This is a genomic window from Enterococcus sp. ARL09-542, from assembly GCF_005234805.1.
GTDB lineage: Bacteria > Bacillota > Bacilli > Lactobacillales > Enterococcaceae > Enterococcus_D > Enterococcus_D gallinarum.
Genome location: NZ_QPQX01000015.1, coordinates 1 through 16005, shown reverse-complemented (window position 1 = coordinate 16005; position 16005 = coordinate 1). Strand labels below are relative to the sequence as shown.

The 16005-nt window shown below is 43.0% G+C and carries 14 protein-coding genes and 1 other annotated feature; of the genes, 1 reads left to right on the top strand and 13 read right to left on the bottom strand.

Annotated elements, in window-relative coordinates; genetic code table 11:
• Nucleotides 1–219 precede the first annotated feature (219 nt).
• Genes DVW06_RS13745 through DVW06_RS13720 form a run of 6 tightly spaced genes read right to left on the bottom strand, consistent with a single transcriptional unit; the run spans nucleotide 220 to nucleotide 7647 of the window.
• Nucleotides 220–3282, bottom strand: a complete 3063-nt coding sequence (locus tag DVW06_RS13745; protein ID WP_137264761.1) for an alpha-mannosidase — start codon at nucleotides 3280–3282, stop codon at nucleotides 220–222.
• A gap of 56 nt (nucleotides 3283–3338) precedes the next feature.
• On the bottom strand, nucleotides 3339–4880 hold the full coding sequence (locus DVW06_RS13740; RefSeq protein WP_003127347.1) for an extracellular solute-binding protein: 1542 nt from the start codon (nucleotides 4878–4880) through the stop codon (nucleotides 3339–3341).
• Nucleotides 4881–4920: 40 nt separating this feature from the next.
• Nucleotides 4921–5523: a DUF624 domain-containing protein gene (locus DVW06_RS13735; RefSeq protein ID WP_003127346.1), complete on the bottom strand. Its 603-nt coding sequence runs from the start codon at nucleotides 5521–5523 to the stop codon at nucleotides 4921–4923.
• A gap of 12 nt (nucleotides 5524–5535) precedes the next feature.
• Nucleotides 5536–6429, bottom strand: coding sequence for a carbohydrate ABC transporter permease (locus tag DVW06_RS13730; RefSeq protein WP_003127345.1), 894 nt, complete (start codon nucleotides 6427–6429; stop codon nucleotides 5536–5538).
• Nucleotides 6430–6440: 11 nt separating this feature from the next.
• Nucleotides 6441–7403 (bottom strand): ABC transporter permease, encoded by a 963-nt coding sequence (locus DVW06_RS13725; protein ID WP_005471608.1) that lies wholly within the window; start codon nucleotides 7401–7403, stop codon nucleotides 6441–6443.
• 19 nt (nucleotides 7404–7422) lie between these two features.
• Nucleotides 7423–7647 carry a helix-turn-helix transcriptional regulator gene (locus tag DVW06_RS13720; RefSeq protein WP_003127343.1) on the bottom strand — a complete coding sequence of 75 codons (225 nt, stop codon included), beginning with the start codon at nucleotides 7645–7647 and terminating at the stop codon, nucleotides 7423–7425.
• A gap of 158 nt (nucleotides 7648–7805) precedes the next feature.
• Here DVW06_RS13720 and DVW06_RS13715 point away from each other — a divergent pair, with 158 nt between their 5' ends.
• Nucleotides 7806–8144 carry a helix-turn-helix domain-containing protein gene (locus DVW06_RS13715; RefSeq protein ID WP_103300561.1) on the top strand — a complete coding sequence of 113 codons (339 nt, stop codon included), beginning with the start codon at nucleotides 7806–7808 and terminating at the stop codon, nucleotides 8142–8144.
• A 56-nt stretch (nucleotides 8145–8200) separates the two neighbouring features.
• Here the strand turns inward: DVW06_RS13715 and DVW06_RS13710 are convergent, their stop codons facing one another.
• The 7 genes from DVW06_RS13710 to DVW06_RS13680 form a co-directional block, all read right to left on the bottom strand.
• On the bottom strand, nucleotides 8201–8401 hold the full coding sequence (locus tag DVW06_RS13710) for a cold-shock protein (RefSeq protein WP_003127340.1): 201 nt from the start codon (nucleotides 8399–8401) through the stop codon (nucleotides 8201–8203).
• Nucleotides 8402–8550: 149 nt separating this feature from the next.
• Nucleotides 8551–9231: a RadC family protein gene (radC, locus tag DVW06_RS13705; RefSeq protein ID WP_003127339.1), complete on the bottom strand. Its 681-nt coding sequence runs from the start codon at nucleotides 9229–9231 to the stop codon at nucleotides 8551–8553.
• A gap of 65 nt (nucleotides 9232–9296) precedes the next feature.
• Nucleotides 9297–9971, bottom strand: a complete 675-nt coding sequence (locus DVW06_RS13700; RefSeq protein WP_060815106.1) for an HAD family hydrolase — start codon at nucleotides 9969–9971, stop codon at nucleotides 9297–9299.
• Nucleotides 9964–11277 (bottom strand): bifunctional folylpolyglutamate synthase/dihydrofolate synthase, encoded by a 1314-nt coding sequence (locus tag DVW06_RS13695; protein ID WP_005471605.1) that lies wholly within the window; start codon nucleotides 11275–11277, stop codon nucleotides 9964–9966. The genes DVW06_RS13700 and DVW06_RS13695 overlap by 8 nt, the downstream gene beginning before the upstream one ends.
• 255 nt (nucleotides 11278–11532) lie before the next feature.
• On the bottom strand, nucleotides 11533–14172 hold the full coding sequence (locus tag DVW06_RS13690; RefSeq protein WP_060815107.1) for a valine--tRNA ligase: 2640 nt from the start codon (nucleotides 14170–14172) through the stop codon (nucleotides 11533–11535).
• Nucleotides 14173–14256: 84 nt separating this feature from the next.
• Nucleotides 14257–14483: a binding site (T-box leader), on the bottom strand.
• Between the two features lie 41 nt (nucleotides 14484–14524).
• Nucleotides 14525–15019, bottom strand: coding sequence for a thiol peroxidase (gene tpx / locus DVW06_RS13685; RefSeq protein ID WP_003127335.1), 495 nt, complete (start codon nucleotides 15017–15019; stop codon nucleotides 14525–14527).
• A 72-nt stretch (nucleotides 15020–15091) separates the two neighbouring features.
• On the bottom strand, nucleotides 15092–15739 hold the full coding sequence (locus DVW06_RS13680) for a redox-sensing transcriptional repressor Rex (protein ID WP_003127334.1): 648 nt from the start codon (nucleotides 15737–15739) through the stop codon (nucleotides 15092–15094).
• Nucleotides 15740–16005: the final 266 nt, after the last annotated feature.

The following is a 16005-nucleotide window of genomic DNA, read 5'->3' as shown; positions in this document are numbered from 1 at the left end:
CAATGGAAGTGGTCGAGTTTTTTATTTTTCATCCTACTGACTTCCTTAGGTTTAAGACTCTCTTCTTTCGAAATTGGACGCAGGATTATCGGTACTGTCTCTTGCCACAGCTATTTAAAACTACTTTGGAAACTTAGCTATATTGGAGGCTATATTAAAAACTGTCTTAAAAACGATCTAAGAAGTGATCTCACCGATACATCTCTTCAGGAGAACTATCTACTTTTCGCTAAGCACCAGTTTAATGGTTTTAACTTCATATGGATGCAATGAAAATGCGATCGGCTCCGCTTTTAACTCTTCGCTAGCTTCTTCCATCATGTTCGTCTCTTGCCAGCGAATTTTGCCAGTTCCATGACAGTGAATGGTGACGTCGCGATCGCTCCCTAAATGGTCATAGCAACGCAAAATCCACCCGCTTTGATCTTCCGCTAACTTCAATGCGTCGATTATCAAACTTTCATCAGCCTCGATTTCAAGAGGAATACTTGCCATCTCTGTTTGAAGTTGACTCAATGGTGCATTGATCTCCCAAGCTTCTTCCATCACCTGACCAGTTGCAAAATCTCCTTGATGCGGAAATAGGCTGTAGGTAAGCGTGTGGGAACCAAGATCTGCCTGAGGATCCGGGTATGTTGCTCCTTTTAATAAAGATAATCGCAGCTGATTGCCTTTGATATCGTAGCCGTATTTGCAGTCGTTCAAAAGGGCCACCCCGTAATCCATTTGTGCAACATCCGCCCACTGATGACCTACTGTCTCAAATTTGGCGATATCCCAGCTCGTGTTCCAGTGAGTTGGACGCTTCACATTCCCATGCTGAATATCAAAAATAGCTTCTGTCGCGCGAATATTGACATCAAATTTCACTTTCAACAATTGCTGGCGTTCTTGCCAATCCACCGTGGTAACAAAATCAATTCGCTTCGTATGAGCATAGAAATAGATTTTTTGTAAAATAGTTGACTGCCCAAAAGTGACTTGCTGTTCTAAGACAGTAAACAAAGGATTGTTCGCGATGACTTGAATGCCTGCACTGCTTAGCTCCGTGCCTTTTTCTTGATAAAAAAGATCGATATCCCACGCATCGAAATTCAATGGTTTGTCTTCAAATAATTGAAAGACATTCCCTGTCCCAGCAAGCACTTCTCGTTGTGCGGTTTTGTCATAGATCTGGGTCAAATGCCCCGCCTCATTCCATCGGACTTGATAAAACGGAGTCTCGAGTCGGTCTTTTTCACTAACGGACACTGCTTCCAATGGCAACGCACAGATACAATCCGGCAAAAGACTCGCTTGGAATGCTGGCAAATGTACCAGAGCGTAACAGGAACCGTCGAAGAAAACTTGCTGCTGTTCAGGTACCGTGCCCGGTGCTACTGCAATGATGCTTGTTCGCTGCCAAGCGGCTGTATTGATGATACGTAATTGTTGTTCTTCTGTCTCAAGAGCAGTTGTCAGAGCATGAAGCTGCTTTTGACAAGCAAGTGCTTCGTTCCGATAATCTTGATAGACTTCTTTGATGGAAGAGCCCGGGATAATGTCATGAAATTGATTCTTCAAGACGCTTTTCCAAAGCTTTTCGAATACTGCAGCAGGATAAGCCGTTCCTGCTGTCATAGACTGAAGACTGTACAAACATTCAAGTTCCCGCAAGCGTATTTCAAACCAGCGATTCATTTTCTTGATAAAGGCCTGCGAAGTATAGGTACCGCGATGGTACTCCAAATACAGTTCCCCATCCCAGATTGGTAGATCGTTCGAATTTTGGTCGACAGTTTCATGTAACTCTTCAAAAAAGTCAGCAGCCCGACCCGTTTTAAGCATCGGTAATCCCGGAATTTCAGCCATCTTTCTGCGGTTTTCCAACATTTCTCGGGTGACACCACCGCCGCCATCTCCATGTCCATAGGAAATCAATAGATGTTGATTCAATGCTTTATTTTGATAGCTGCGATATACTCCTAAAACCGTCTCCGGGGTCAGCAACCCATTATACGTGTAAAACCAATTGGATTTTTCTGTCCAGCTGCCACCACCTGGAACGGGTGTCGTGATGAAATGCGTCAAAATTTCAGAGCCATCGATCCCCTTCCATAGAAAGGTGTCGTTTGGCATGCGATTGTATTGATTCCAACTTATTTTCGTCGTCATAAAGGTATTGATTCCACTTTTTTTCAGAATCTGCGGCAACGCCCATGAATACCCAAAAACATCCGGCAGCCAGAGATAGGTGCTTTCCCGCCCGAATTCCTCGCGAATAAACTTTTTTCCGTAGAGAATCTGGCGAATAAGGGATTCGCCACTAGGCAGATTACAATCTGCTTCGACCCACATGGCGCCATCAACTTCCCAGCGGCCTTCTGCGATTCGTTGTTTGATTTGCACATACAATTCAGGATAGTCCTCTTTGATATATTGGTAAATTTGCGGCTGAGTTTGAAGGAACACATATTCTGGGTATTCTTTCATCAATTTCAAGACTGTAGAAAAGCTGCGGGCCGCCTTTTCACGCGTGTGCTTCAACTGCCAAAGCCACGCAAGATCAATGTGGGTGTGTCCAATCGCTGTGACTTGAACCAAGTCACTTTTGGGAAGTGCTTGCAGCGCCTCTTTTAGAAAAAGATGTGCTTCCCGCAAACTATCATAAAACTGCGGTGATCCTTTTTCTCGCCAATCGATCCGTTGAAACGAACCATTCAACATCTTGAGCAGCCGAACCTTCCGGTCATGATCCTCTGCTAATTGCTGGATCGTTTCTAAAATCATTTTAGAAAGATAAAAATAATCGTTAGCTTCTTCATCCAAACAACCGATAAATGCAGCTTTCAGTTCATGAATCAGCTGTCGTTCCTCGCCACCGCCTTCTAATCCAGACCATAGCTTCAGCGCAACGATCACTTCTTTTCCTAAATTTGCAGGTTCTAATAGAAATTCTTTGTGGTTGGCGTCGATTCCCTGAACAGGGACACCATCAATAAATAAAAGTGATTCAAAACCAGAGTTATTGCCGCCACCAGTTTTTCCAAAATCAAAAAACAATATATTCATCTTCGGGGGAATGGTGACTTTCGCTTGAAGCCATAAATAGCGATCCCTTCCTTGCCACGTTTCCCCTATGTGCATGACTTGTTCAGTCGAAAAGAGTGGCGGATATTTCTGACACTTTGTCTGATCCTCTGTGACAAACCATTGCTGGATCTGACGCTTGTTTCGATACCTCAATGCCTCGATTTCTTGAATGCGGCGCTTGATTTTTGCTTCTTGCATAAAATAATCCATTTTGTTCTGCTCCTTTGGCATTCACTTGGTTTTCCTACTGCTTATTCGCCCTTAAGTTAGTCTTGATTAAAGCGTTCAAATTGTTGCCGACGGATCTCCAATAAGCGTTGAGCACCGATACGATCCAATTGCTGCACATAGTTGGTCCAATCCTTTTCAAAATTCCATTCACCTGTAATGAACTTTACCCGCGATTGTTCCACATGGGTTGAGATATCTGTAACGATCGTTGACAATTCTGCTGCTTCTGCTTCGGTTGCCATAAATGTCGGCAGCATGTATTCCGGCATATATTCTTCTTTGACATCATCATAGACAGCCGGTTCTTTGCCAAACGCTCGATCTCTGATTTCTTGATCCAATTCCGCATAAGGGAAATAGCCTCCATACACATTATCGACCCACTGGAAAGCACCGAGTTGCGGCCCGTTTTGATAGTTTAAGATTTCGTCAATATAGACCATGTGCCCATCTTCGTCAACTTCATAGGTCACTCCTTCTTCTCCTAAATAAGCAAAAATCTGCCCTTCAGGACTATAGAAGTAATCCACCCACTCAAGAAGTAATCCTGGATCTGCTGCATCCTTCGTAATGATAAATGCTGAAGTACCAGAAACAGGCGGTTCCGTATAAAGTGTCTTGTCGCCATAAGGTCCTTCAATGACATTGATCGGCGTATACGTTTCTGGTCCAAATGGGCCAATGAAATCAGGATCGACCCACTGGAAGAGACCAACTTTGTCTTGGGCAGCATCCGCTCGCCATTTGTCATCATCCACGCCGGCAAAGGATTGTTTTGCAACTAATCCTTCTGCATACAACTCTCTTAGGTACATCCAGACTTCCCGCATCCGTTCATGGTTGATGGTCAACTGTAATTGCCCCGCTTCATCCACAAACAGCATATTCCCCATCGCCTGTCTGCCGCCTGTCCCCAATCCATAGGAAGCCATGAAGACCTTTTCCAGTCCGCCGGCTAACCAGCCACTTGGCATATAATACCCTTCTCGTCCTTCCCCGCTCGCTACAAAAGCAGCTAGAACCTCTTTCAGTTCATCTGTTGTACGAGGCACATCCAAGGACAATTCATCCAGCCAATTTTGATTGATATACAGTCGAACCGTTCGCCCGCCGCTCATTGGATCCAAAGACATATACGGCAGCGAGTACATATGACCATCCGGTGCTGTTAACGTCTTTTTGACAATCGGATTTTCATCTAAGATTTTTTGCAGATTCGGTGCATGTTCGGCAATCAGATCTTCTAATGGAATGAACAATCCTTGCTGTCCGTATTTCACGATCTCATCATTGCTCCAGCCGGTCTGATAAAAGGCATCAGGCAGCTTTCCTGATAGAATCAAATTCTTCTTTTCCCCAAACTCTTTTACTTCTTCCCACTGTACTTTGACTCCAGACTTCTTCTCGTACTCTTGCCACATCCACAGGTCTTCGCTTTTCGGCCTCACGTCTGTAAAATCATTCCTCATTAAATGAATCGACTTTACGTCATCTGCTACTTTTTCACTTGGACTAGATTGGCAAGCCGACAACAGCCAGACGAAGGACAACAAAAACAATAGCACTCCTTTTTTCATACAGTTCTCTCCTTTTTATACAATCGAACAACGGGCGACATCAAAAATAGACTCCTTTCATTTTGTTAAATTTATTGAAAAACAAGAAACCTATCCCATAAGCAGGCAATCCGATCCCTAAACAGATCCCTAAAAATGGATAGTAACAATAAAGAAGACTAACCAATCCAAGAAGTCCCATACTTATTAACAGCTGAACGGGACAAATGAACACAAACAGTAACGGCTGTAACCAACGATGGACTTTGTCTAATGAAAAATAAGCATGCACAGGGAAAAATGTGATCGCCAGCAATAAAATAATCAGGAGATTCGTCCGCATCGTAAACTCAAACAAGAAATTGGTGGGATAATCACTCGCTAATGTGTGATGAACCCCAATAACAAAACCAGTCAGAACAATAGCCGCAACATGAAACCAGCGATTTTTTTGTTTGTTGTGCCGATATTGATCTGAAAAAATTTCTTTGAGAGGAGCTTCATTTTTCTGCAGAATCCTTTTTCGAATGCAATCATAGACAGTAATCGTTGCCGGTATCAGACTAAACAGCACACCGCCCAGAAGCATGTAGCGCCACCAATACACATTCAAAAGCATCATATCGTACACTAATTCACAAAATGCAGCGATCGCTTTTAGCATCGAAACACCTCCTCATCCCTTGATGGATCCTACTAGGATGCCTTTTTCAAAGTATTTGGCTACCACAGGATAAAATAGGAGCACAGGCAGACTTGAAACGATCACTACGCTGTATTTGAGGGTCATTTTCAGCATAAGCAGTTCGGATTCCGCACTACCGGCAATGATTTGGTTCATATCTTGGCCAAACTGTCCCTGAACCAGTATTTCTCGCAGAATAATCTGCAGAGGATACTTGGCACGATCCTGTAAATAAATCAACGCGTCAAAGTAGGCATTCCAGCGACCGACACCATAGAACATTGCCATCACTGCGATGATCGGGGTAGCCAGAGGCAAGACGACTTTCCATAATAACCATAAATCGTTGGCACCATCGATATAAGCGCTTTCAATCAAATCATTAGGAATATTTTGACTGAAATACGTACGCATCAAAATCATATTATAAACACCCAACGCTCCAGGCAAGATCATGACCCAAAGTGTGTTAACGATCCCTAACTGCTGATTGACTAAATAAGTGGGGATCAACCCTCCGCTAAAAAACATCGTAATCGTAAAAAATAAAGTAAAGAAACGCTTGCCTCGTAAGCCGGAACGAGACAATGGGTAGGCAGCAATCGTCGTGACGATTAAGTTGATCACTGTCCCTAAACCCGTGTAGATCACTGCGTTGCGAAAACCCGTCCAGATATCACTGCTCTTGAGCACTTCCTTGTACCCTTCAACATTTAATCCACGGGGATACAAAAGCAACGGGACCTCATAGATCCTAGTGGGATCACTGAAGGAAGCATTGACCACAAAGATAAGCGGATATAAGATAATCAGGGCAATCAGACTGACCAGTAAGATATTGATAGTATTAAACAGTTTATCCCCTTTCGTTGCTGATACTTTCATTCGTTTTCCTCCTACCAAAGACTCGATTCATTTGTCTTTTGTGCTAGTTTATTAACAATAAATAAAACAATAAAATTAATCACGTTATTAAAAAGACCGACTGCAGCAGAGAAACTATACTCCCCATTTATGATCCCCATTTTATAGGTATATGTCGAAAGCACCTCAGAGGAAGCGAGATTCGCAGCGTTCTGTAAGAGAAAAGTCTTCTCAAAGCCCACGGATAAAATGCTTCCTGTCGCCAATATCGTGGAGATCACGATGGTCGGCATGATGGAAGGAATCGTGATATGACGAATACATTGCAAGCGAGAGGCACCATCCAAGTAAGCGGCTTCATATTGATCGGGAGAGATCCCGGACATCGCTGCCGTATAAATCAACGTTCCCCACCCCACACCTTGCCAGACACCCGACCACACATAGATATGCGGAAACCATTTAGGACTTCCGAGAAAATCGATCGATGGAAACCCAAATGTATTCAGCAACATATTAATCATGCCATCTTGACTTGAAAAAAAGAATTGAACCATCCCGATCACGACAACCACCGAAATAAAATTTGGGATGTATGAAATCGTTTGAGCGGTTGATTTGAACCATTTCCGATTCAATTCATTGAATAATAACGCCAAAATGATCGGTAATGGTACACTGACCAACAAACTGTAAAGACTCAAGCGCAAGGTATTAACAATGATCTCGAGAAAAAAATAGGAAGCAAAAAAACGCTCAAAGTGCTTCAATCCCACCCAAGGGCTACCTAAGATCCCAAATGCGGGAGAATAATCTTTGAATGCGATAATCACGCCATACATTGGCCAATAATTCCAGATCACGACAAAAATAACTGGAATGATCAGCATGACGTAGAGCCACTTGTGTTTCTTTAAATCTTTTTTTAGATCCTGGAAATTTCTTTTGTTTTTACCCAGATAGCCGCTTTTTGCAACTGTACCTTTTACAGGCATCTTGAGTCCCCTCCTCCATTTAACTAGGTTTGTCTTTTTGTGTCGTTATGTTACCTTCGATGCTAAAAAAATACGTCCAATCAAATTGGAGCACTTTACCGATCCGCTTCGCTACTTCTACACTTGGTCGGCGTTTTCCTCGTTCAATCATATTGTAATATGTTCGCTCAATTTCGGATTCCTTAGCTACTTGATCCTGAGTGAGTCCATTTTTTTCACGTTGCCTAATGAGCCACTCCCGCATACAGTTCCCTCCTTCTTCGGAATGTAACGTTTCGACACACACTCATTATATGTTTCCTTATGACACTTGTCAACGACATTTAGTAACAAATAGACACCAACCGACTCTTTTTTTCTAAGTAACGGTGTGTTACTATCACGAGAGAGGTAGGTGTCATTATGTTTCCGCAAATCATAAAAAAATTACGTCTGGAAAAGAAGTTAACTCAGCAAGAAGTGGCAGACAAAATCGGGATCACACGTCCAGCTTATACTGCCTATGAATCAGGAAAAAGAGAGCCCGACTTTAGCATGCTGCAAGTGTTAGCCGATCTATTTGGTGTGTCGACCGACTATCTCTTAGGCCGATCTGATAAGAGACACCTCTATCCTAAAGTAGAAAGTGACTTGATCAGTTCCCATGTCGATGAATCAATCTCAGAAGAAGGAATCAAAGAAATCCTCACGTTCATTGATTTTGTCAAAGAACGCGAGCAAAAAAAAAGACCATCTGAATGATGGTCTTTTTTGACTGTGCCTTCACTAATCCCATGAATGCAGTCTTGTAAATAAGCTTACGCTTTGTTTACGTTTACTGCTTGAGGTCCACGATCTGATTCTTCAACATCAAAAGTCACTGCTTGGCCTTCTTCTAAAGTCTTGAAGCCTTCACCTTGGATTGCTGAGAAATGTACAAATACGTCTGTACCGTCTTCACGTGAAATGAAGCCAAATCCTTTTTCAGCATTGAACCATTTAACTGTACCTTGTTCCATTATAAAAAACCTCCTCGTGCATAAGCACTTAATTATGTGTAACATTGCTCGTGTCCGATAGAGGTGTAACAAGCGTTTCAACATCTATTCAGCAAACAAAATTACACTAATATTTTACACTTGCTACTATTTTTTTGCAAGGTAGACGATCAGCCTTCCCAGAGTCCTTCTTCTCGCAAGCTGATATATGAATTATTGCCGATAATCAAGTGGTCCAGCAAGTCGATACCCATCAATTCCCCACACTTCATCAATCGTTTAGTAAAGGTAATATCCGCCTGCGAAGGTTGGGGACTGCCGCTGGGATGATTGTGCACGCAGATCACTCGGGCGGCACAGCAACGAACTGCTCCGTGATAAATTTCTCTAGGATGAGCAATCGACTGATTGAGACTGCCGATGAATAACGTCTTTTTTTGGATGATCTCATTTTTGGTATTTAGGTAGAGACACAGCAAATGTTCTTGCTGGTAATCTTTTAATTCCTCCATCATCTGATTGGCAATATCCACACTGGAATGAACTCTGCCATATTTTGGCTGTGCTGCTCGTTGGATGCGGGCGCCAAGTTCTACGGTAGCTTTGAGTTCGATCGCTTTGATCTGGCCTACCCCACGAATGGCCTGCAGTTCGTCCAATGTCACGTGCTTTAGCTCATACAAGTCTTCAAACTCGTTGAGGATCTGACCAGCTAGTTCGATGACATTGAAAGGATGAGAACCCGTTCGTAAAAGAATCGCTAACAATTCTTGATTGGATAAAGCTTCAGCGCCATAATGCAATAGTCGTTCTCGAGGATAGGAACTTTGAGGAATTCCATTGTCTTTCATAAAAAAAACTCCTTTGCGTTAGTCTAAAATAAAACTACGCAAAAGAGTTCATGGTTGATGCGACACTACCAAGTATAGGCCTGCTCAAAATAATCCGGCACTTCTACCAGTGAAGGCAAGATATGCAGCACTTTTTCTTCGATCACTGACGTCGGAGCAACCAGATCAGGTACCATGATCACCGGAATGCCAGCTGCATGCGCAGCATGAATACCGTTAGCGGAATCTTCAAGAATGACTAATTGATTTTTCGGAACCCCTAAGCGATTATGGGCTTTTTCGAAAATTTCAGGATCCGGTTTCGCCCGCACAACATCATCGAAACAAACGATTTCTGGAAATTCTTGCGTCAGACCTGCGGAATCCAGCAATGTATCGATGACTCGTCGTTGGTTGCTAGAAGCAAGGATCCGCGGAATCCCTTTTTCATCCAAATAGCGCAGCAAGTCATGGACCCCCGGTTTTAATGCTGCTTGACCTTGCTCAAAGAGCAGCAGAGTTTGATCAAAAGCGGCTTGGATGAAACGATCAACAGTCTCTGGACCGAAGGCCGCATCATATCGTTCATGATAAGCCGCCCAGACTTCTTCATCTGAAACACCAACGTATGCTAGATAGACATCTTTTGTATAGGGGATCTCCATCTGATCGGCCACGATCTGTGTTGCCTGATAGTAAAGAAGCTCCGTATCAAAAATCAGTCCGTCCATATCAAAAATCACACCATATAATTCAGCCATTTCTTCCTCCCATTCCCAACAAAAGTTCCCGAACTTCTGATACAAAATAAAGCGAACCAGTGATCAGAAGCAAGTCTTCATTGGTCATTTTTTCTAATAATTCTGCTAAGCCAAACTGCCATAGTGAAACGATCGAGATGCGCGCTTCATTCAATTGCTGGTAATCATCACTTAAATGGATCGCTTTTGGAAAATCAAATGTGGTCAAATAGATTTCAGCTTTCGGGATCGTTAACAGCTGTTGCAGCATCTCATCGACATTTTTTGTCTCCAATGCTGAAAACAAGATATGGATGCGATAGTTGGTGAATTCTTCTCTAACTGTCTCAACCAAGCGTTCCATGGCGTGCGTGTTATGCGCACCATCTATAATGATCAGCGGTTCATTGCTGATTTTCTCCATTCGCGCGGGCCAATAAGCTTTCTTTAAGCCATTGCGGACTACTTTTTCCGAAAATGGCAGTTTTTTTAACTCACAGAATAAATAATATAATTGAATAGCGACACCGGCGTTTTCTGGTTGGTGTCGACCAATCATCGGCGTTTTCAGTCCTTTGATTTTTCCGCGGTCATTCTCAAAATCGAACCACTCTCCCCAGATTTCATCCGGACGATGATACGTGACTCGATAGTCTTCTCCCAAGTGGGATACAGGAGCCTCAGATTCTGCAGCTTCAAGGTCGATTACGGATAGCGCACTTTCAGGGATCTTCCCAGTCACTAGTGGCACCTTGGGTTTGATGATCCCGGCTTTATGGGCAGCAATGGCCTCAATCGTGTCACCAAGCATATCCATATGGTCCATTCCAATAGTCGTGATGGCCGTCAAGATTGGTGTGATCACATTTGTACTATCCAAACGGCCGCCTAAGCCAACTTCTATGATAGCCACATCGACTTGTTGCTGGGCAAAGTAGCCGAATGCCAGTGCAGTCAAAATCTCAAATTGGGTGATTCCGGTCAATTCTTCTTCCTGATCCAGTTGCATGACGAGTGGTTGAAGTGTTTCGACCCATTCAATCAGCGAGTCATCTGGTATAAAACGCCCATCAATCTCGATCCGTTCATTGAAAGACTCGATATGGGGCGATGTGAACGTTCCAACTTGCAGCCCACTTTCTTCTAGAAGACTTCGTAAATAGCTGACAGTCGAACCCTTGCCGTTCGTTCCGGCAACATGGATCAATGTCAGATTTTTTTCTGGATTGCCTAATCGTTGTAGCAATGCTTCTACTCGCATCAATCCTGGACGCATCCCGAAGGTCTTTCTTCCGTGGATCCATGCAATTGCTTCTTCACTTGTCATGTTCTTCACCTCAAAATCATTTTAGCAAATCTTCCCTTTTTTTCCTAATTCTACTGCTCTTTCTCTCAGAGCGTTCCCAACAAAAATCGATAGGAAAACTACCCGATCTATAGCGGTTAGGAATTCTTTCCTCTATAGATCGGGTAGCTAGAGATCGGGTAGTTAGAGAGTAAATAGTTAGATCGGTAATTTGCAACAGCTAGTGTTCCATAGGAATATCGATGATTAGCTTGCTGCCTCGATTCAATAAATAGATTATTGAATCGTACGCAATTGCTCGATCCGTTCTTGAACTGCTTTTTGTTTATCCAAATAATCGGCTTCTTTCGCTCGCTCTTGCGCCACAACTTCTTCAGGGGCATTGGCAACGAAACGTTCGTTTGCTAATTTCCCTTGCACGCGTTTGACCTCTTGATTGAATTTCGCCAATTCTTTTTCTAAACGGCTGATTTCTTCTTCGATATTGATCAAGCCGGCTAATGGCAAATAGATCGTTGCTCCGGATAAGATAGCTGACATCGCCAATTCCGGTGCTTCCAGTGTATTGGAAATCACTAGCTCTTCTGGATTGCAGAATCGTTCGATAGAGTTTTTGTTGGTGATCAGGAAGCTCTCGATCTCAACATCGTTGGTTTGGATCAGCAATGTAATTGGCTTAGAAAGCGGCGTGTTGACTTCCGCCCGAATGTTGCGGACAGAACGAATCAACTCTTTTAACACTTCCATTCCTTGTGCTGCTTTCTCATCCGACCACTCTGGCTGAACTTCTGGATAAGCAGCTACTACAAGCGAATCGCCTGTATGAGGCAGTTTACTCCAAATTTCTTCTGTGACAAACGGCATGATTGGGTGCAGCAAGCGTAATATTTGATCCAACACATGAACCAAAATGCTCTTATTGACTTGTTTAGCTGCTTCATTTTCACCATATAAGGTTTCTTTGCTCATTTCGATATACCAGTCACAAAAGTCATCCCAAATAAAGTTGTATAACTGGCGACCTGCTTCACCGAATTCAAAACGATCAAACAACTCAGTCACTTTCTCGATCGTTTCATTTAAACGAGTTAAGATCCAACGGTCCGCTACGGATTTCTCGCCAGAAAAATCAATATCTGTCACCGTCATTCCTTCAACATTCATCAAGACAAAACGGGACGCATTCCAAATCTTGTTGATGAAGTTCCAAGCAGCATCCATTTTTTCATAGCTGAAGCGAACATCTTGTCCTGGTGCAGAGCCATTTGATAAGAACCAGCGCAATGCATCGGCGCCATATTTTTCGATGACTTCCATCGGATCGATCCCGTTCCCTAATGACTTACTCATTTTACGTCCCTGTTCATCACGAATCAGTCCATGGATCAGCACATTTTCAAAAGGACGTTTGCCTGTGAATTCCAAGCTTTGGAAAATCATGCGGCTTACCCAGAAAGCAATGATGTCGTAGCCTGTGACTAGCGTGTTGGTTGGGAAATAACGCTGATAATCAGCACTATTTTCATCTGGCCAGCCCATGGTTGAAAATGGCCATAATGCGGAGCTGAACCAAGTATCCAGTACATCAGGATCCTGTGTCCAGTTTTCGGCATCTGCCGGTGCTTCTAAGCCCACATACATTTCACCAGTTTCATTGTGGTACCAAGCAGGAATTTGATGTCCCCACCACAATTGTCGGGAAATAACCCAGTCGTGAATATTTTCCATCCAGCGCAAGAAAGTTTGATTGAAGCGCGGTGGGAAAAACTCGACTGCCTGATCCGTCGATTGGTTGTCGATCGCTTCTTTAGCCAATGGCCCCATTTTGACAAACCATTGCGTAGATAAACGAGGTTCAACAACGACACCGGTTCGTTCTGAATGGCCAACACTGTGAATCATTTTTTCAATCTTTAACAAACGTCCGATATCTTCCAAATCTTTGACGATCGCTTTACGAGCTGCAAAACGATCCATGCCAGCATATTTACCGGCTAAATCATTCATGGTTCCGTCATCGTTCATAACATTGACCCGTGGCAAGTTATGGCGGTTACCGACTTCAAAGTCATTCGGATCATGGGCAGGGGTGATTTTTACTACGCCGGTTCCAAATTCTTGATCCACATAAGTATCCGCAATGATTGGGATCTCTTTATTAACTAATGGCAAAATAACCTTTTTGCCGATCAATTCTTGGTAGCGTTCATCCTCTGGATGGACAGCGATCGCAGTGTCTCCTAGCATCGTTTCTGGACGAGTGGTGGCAATCTCTACGGTACCAGAACCATCTGCCAGTTCATAAGTCATGTGGTAAAAAGCTCCTTCGATCTCTTTATGGATGACTTCAATATCAGATAAGGCCGTACGTGCTTGCGGATCCCAGTTGATGATATATTCGCCGCGATAGATCAAGTCTTTTTCGTAAAGAGTTACGAAGACTTTACGGACAGCATCTGACAGACCCTCGTCTAATGTGAATCGTTCTCGACTATAGTCAAGAGACAATCCTAGCTTTGCCCACTGCTCACGAATATGGCCTGCATATTCTTCTTTCCATTCCCACACTTGGTCGACAAATTTTTCCCGACCAAGGTCATAGCGGGAGATCCCTTGTTCTCTTAGTTTTTCTTCGACTTTTGCTTGTGTCGCAATTCCAGCGTGATCCATACCTGGTAACCACAATGTATCAAACCCTTGCATCCGTTTTTGGCGAATGATGATATCTTGAAGGGTTGTATCCCACGCATGGCCTAAGTGTAGTTTACCAGTAACATTTGGCGGAGGAATAACGATTGAATAAGGCTTGGCTTTTTGATCACCACTTGGTTTGAATAGATCTTTGGCTAACCATTCCTGGTAGCGTCCCGCTTCGACTTCTTGCGGGTTGTACTTTGTTGATAAGTTATCGGACATTGTTTTACCTCCTACTTTTTTTGATCAGTTCCTTCAAGACCGCTCGGCTTTTGGGAATAAAAAAAGTCCTAAAATGCCGAAGCATTTTAGGACGTAAATACGCGGTACCACCTAAATTGTAGATTTCTCTACCTCTTGGGCGTGAGTTAACGGTCACGAAGCGTTTGATTCTACTGAACAAGGTGTTCCTTGCTGTTCCAATCAAAGACTCACAAGCTACCTTCTCAGATTCCTGCTGAAAACCTTGCACCAATTGGTCTTCTCTCTGTAAAAACAGTCCGTCTGATACTCCTCTTGATCCTCGTCTTCTTTCAATTGATCTTGTTCATTCTACAATGAACTTTTTTGAAAGTCAAACAGCGATTGATCTGGCAGCGGCCAAAGCCGATTGATAGTCCGGTTCTTGAGAGATTTCAGGCACGATCTCTTCGTAGCGGATCACCCCTTTTTCATCTAAGACAAAAATCGCGCGGGCAAAATGTCCAAACTCTGGGATCATAATTTGATAGGTTTCTCCAAACGTATTTTCTGGATCATGCAGCATCAGCATATCGATCCCTTCTTGTCCACACCAATTTGCTTGTTCTTCTTTCGTATTGTTCGAGATTGTCACAAAATTAACCTCATCAATCTTACTTGCTTCTTCATTGAAGCGCTTCGTCTGCAATGCACAGACCCGCGTGTCAATGTCGGGAACAATGCTTAAGATCGTCGGTTTACCTAAGAAATCAGCTAAGCGATAAACTTTGTCATCTAAACTTTTCAGTTCAAATTCTTTGGCTTGATCCCCTACTTTTGGCTGAATGCCTGGTACTTCAAAAATGGTTCCTTTACGTGTTACTTGCATGTCATCTCTCCTATTACAGTTTTCTCCAGTATAGGAGAGAACCCGCGAAAGCCAAAAGATTTTGCTCAAAACCTACGATTTCTGAGAATAGGTATTGTCAAAAAAGATCAACGTCTGTAATTCTGTCGTCAGATCGATGTATTGGATATGAACATTTTTAGGTACATTGACGCGATCAGGGGCAAAATTTAAAATCGCTGTAATGCCAGATTCTACGATCGTATCGATTGCCGCCTGAGAATATTGACTAGGTACTGTCGAGATAGCTACAGTGATTCCTTTCTCCTGAACGATCTCAGCTAGCTGATCCATTCCATAAACATAGTGACCGTCGATGGTCTTACCGATCAATTGCGGATCATTATCAAATACAGCAACGATCGAAAGATTCTCATTGCGGCGAAAGTTGTTATTTGCAAGAGCTTTACCTAGATTGCCAAAGCCCACTAATGCAATGTTCTTTGCTTCGTTCGTTTCTAATATATGGCTAAAAACTTCAATCAAGTAAGGAACTTCATAACCATACCCGCTTCGTCCTAATTCCCCTAAGTGGGAAAAGTCCCGACGAATCGTTGCGGAAGGAACTTGTGTGATCTCAGCAAACTCTTTTGATTTGATTCGATGGACACCTGATGCATCCAAAAATTTTAAATGCCTTAAATAAGCAGGCAGACGTTTCGCTGTTGCTTTAGGAAGTTTTTTTTCTCTTAATGCTTCCATGGTTTCCGTCCTCCTTGTTAAATAGTTCACATATCGAGTTTAGCATGCTCGTCATTGAATAGCAAGCAATTTTCACAAACTTTTAATGCTTCCTAGATTCCAGTCAAACGACTGTGAGAAATCTCTCACAGGTCCAGCATAAACGAAAAAGACGGCTACTTGGGCACACCCTTTGTAACCATCTTTTTTCGGTTCTATAATATTTTGTGTTGGTGGAAAATCGAAGGCGATTTTCTACTAACACTTTTTCTTCGTTTCAACTCAAA

Coding starts and splice junctions, on each gene's coding strand:
- radC (WP_003127339.1), bottom strand. CDS start 9,231: ATGAAAGACAATGGAATTCCTCAAAGTTCCTATCCTCGAGAACGACTA.
- DVW06_RS13710 (WP_003127340.1), bottom strand. CDS start 8,401: ATGGAACAAGGTACAGTTAAATGGTTCAATGCTGAAAAAGGATTTGGC.
- DVW06_RS13735 (WP_003127346.1), bottom strand. CDS start 5,523: ATGCTAAAAGCGATCGCTGCATTTTGTGAATTAGTGTACGATATGATG.
- DVW06_RS13680 (WP_003127334.1), bottom strand. CDS start 15,739: ATGGAAGCATTAAGAGAAAAAAAACTTCCTAAAGCAACAGCGAAACGT.
- DVW06_RS13740 (WP_003127347.1), bottom strand. CDS start 4,880: ATGAAAAAAGGAGTGCTATTGTTTTTGTTGTCCTTCGTCTGGCTGTTG.
- DVW06_RS13725 (WP_005471608.1), bottom strand. CDS start 7,403: ATGCCTGTAAAAGGTACAGTTGCAAAAAGCGGCTATCTGGGTAAAAAC.
- tpx (WP_003127335.1), bottom strand. CDS start 15,019: ATGCAAGTAACACGTAAAGGAACCATTTTTGAAGTACCAGGCATTCAG.
- DVW06_RS13715 (WP_103300561.1), top strand. CDS start 7,806: ATGTTTCCGCAAATCATAAAAAAATTACGTCTGGAAAAGAAGTTAACT.
- DVW06_RS13690 (WP_060815107.1), bottom strand. CDS start 14,172: ATGTCCGATAACTTATCAACAAAGTACAACCCGCAAGAAGTCGAAGCG.
- DVW06_RS13695 (WP_005471605.1), bottom strand. CDS start 11,277: ATGACAAGTGAAGAAGCAATTGCATGGATCCACGGAAGAAAGACCTTC.
- DVW06_RS13745 (WP_137264761.1), bottom strand. CDS start 3,282: ATGGATTATTTTATGCAAGAAGCAAAAATCAAGCGCCGCATTCAAGAA.
- DVW06_RS13700 (WP_060815106.1), bottom strand. CDS start 9,971: ATGGCTGAATTATATGGTGTGATTTTTGATATGGACGGACTGATTTTT.
- DVW06_RS13720 (WP_003127343.1), bottom strand. CDS start 7,647: ATGCGGGAGTGGCTCATTAGGCAACGTGAAAAAAATGGACTCACTCAG.
- DVW06_RS13730 (WP_003127345.1), bottom strand. CDS start 6,429: ATGAAAGTATCAGCAACGAAAGGGGATAAACTGTTTAATACTATCAAT.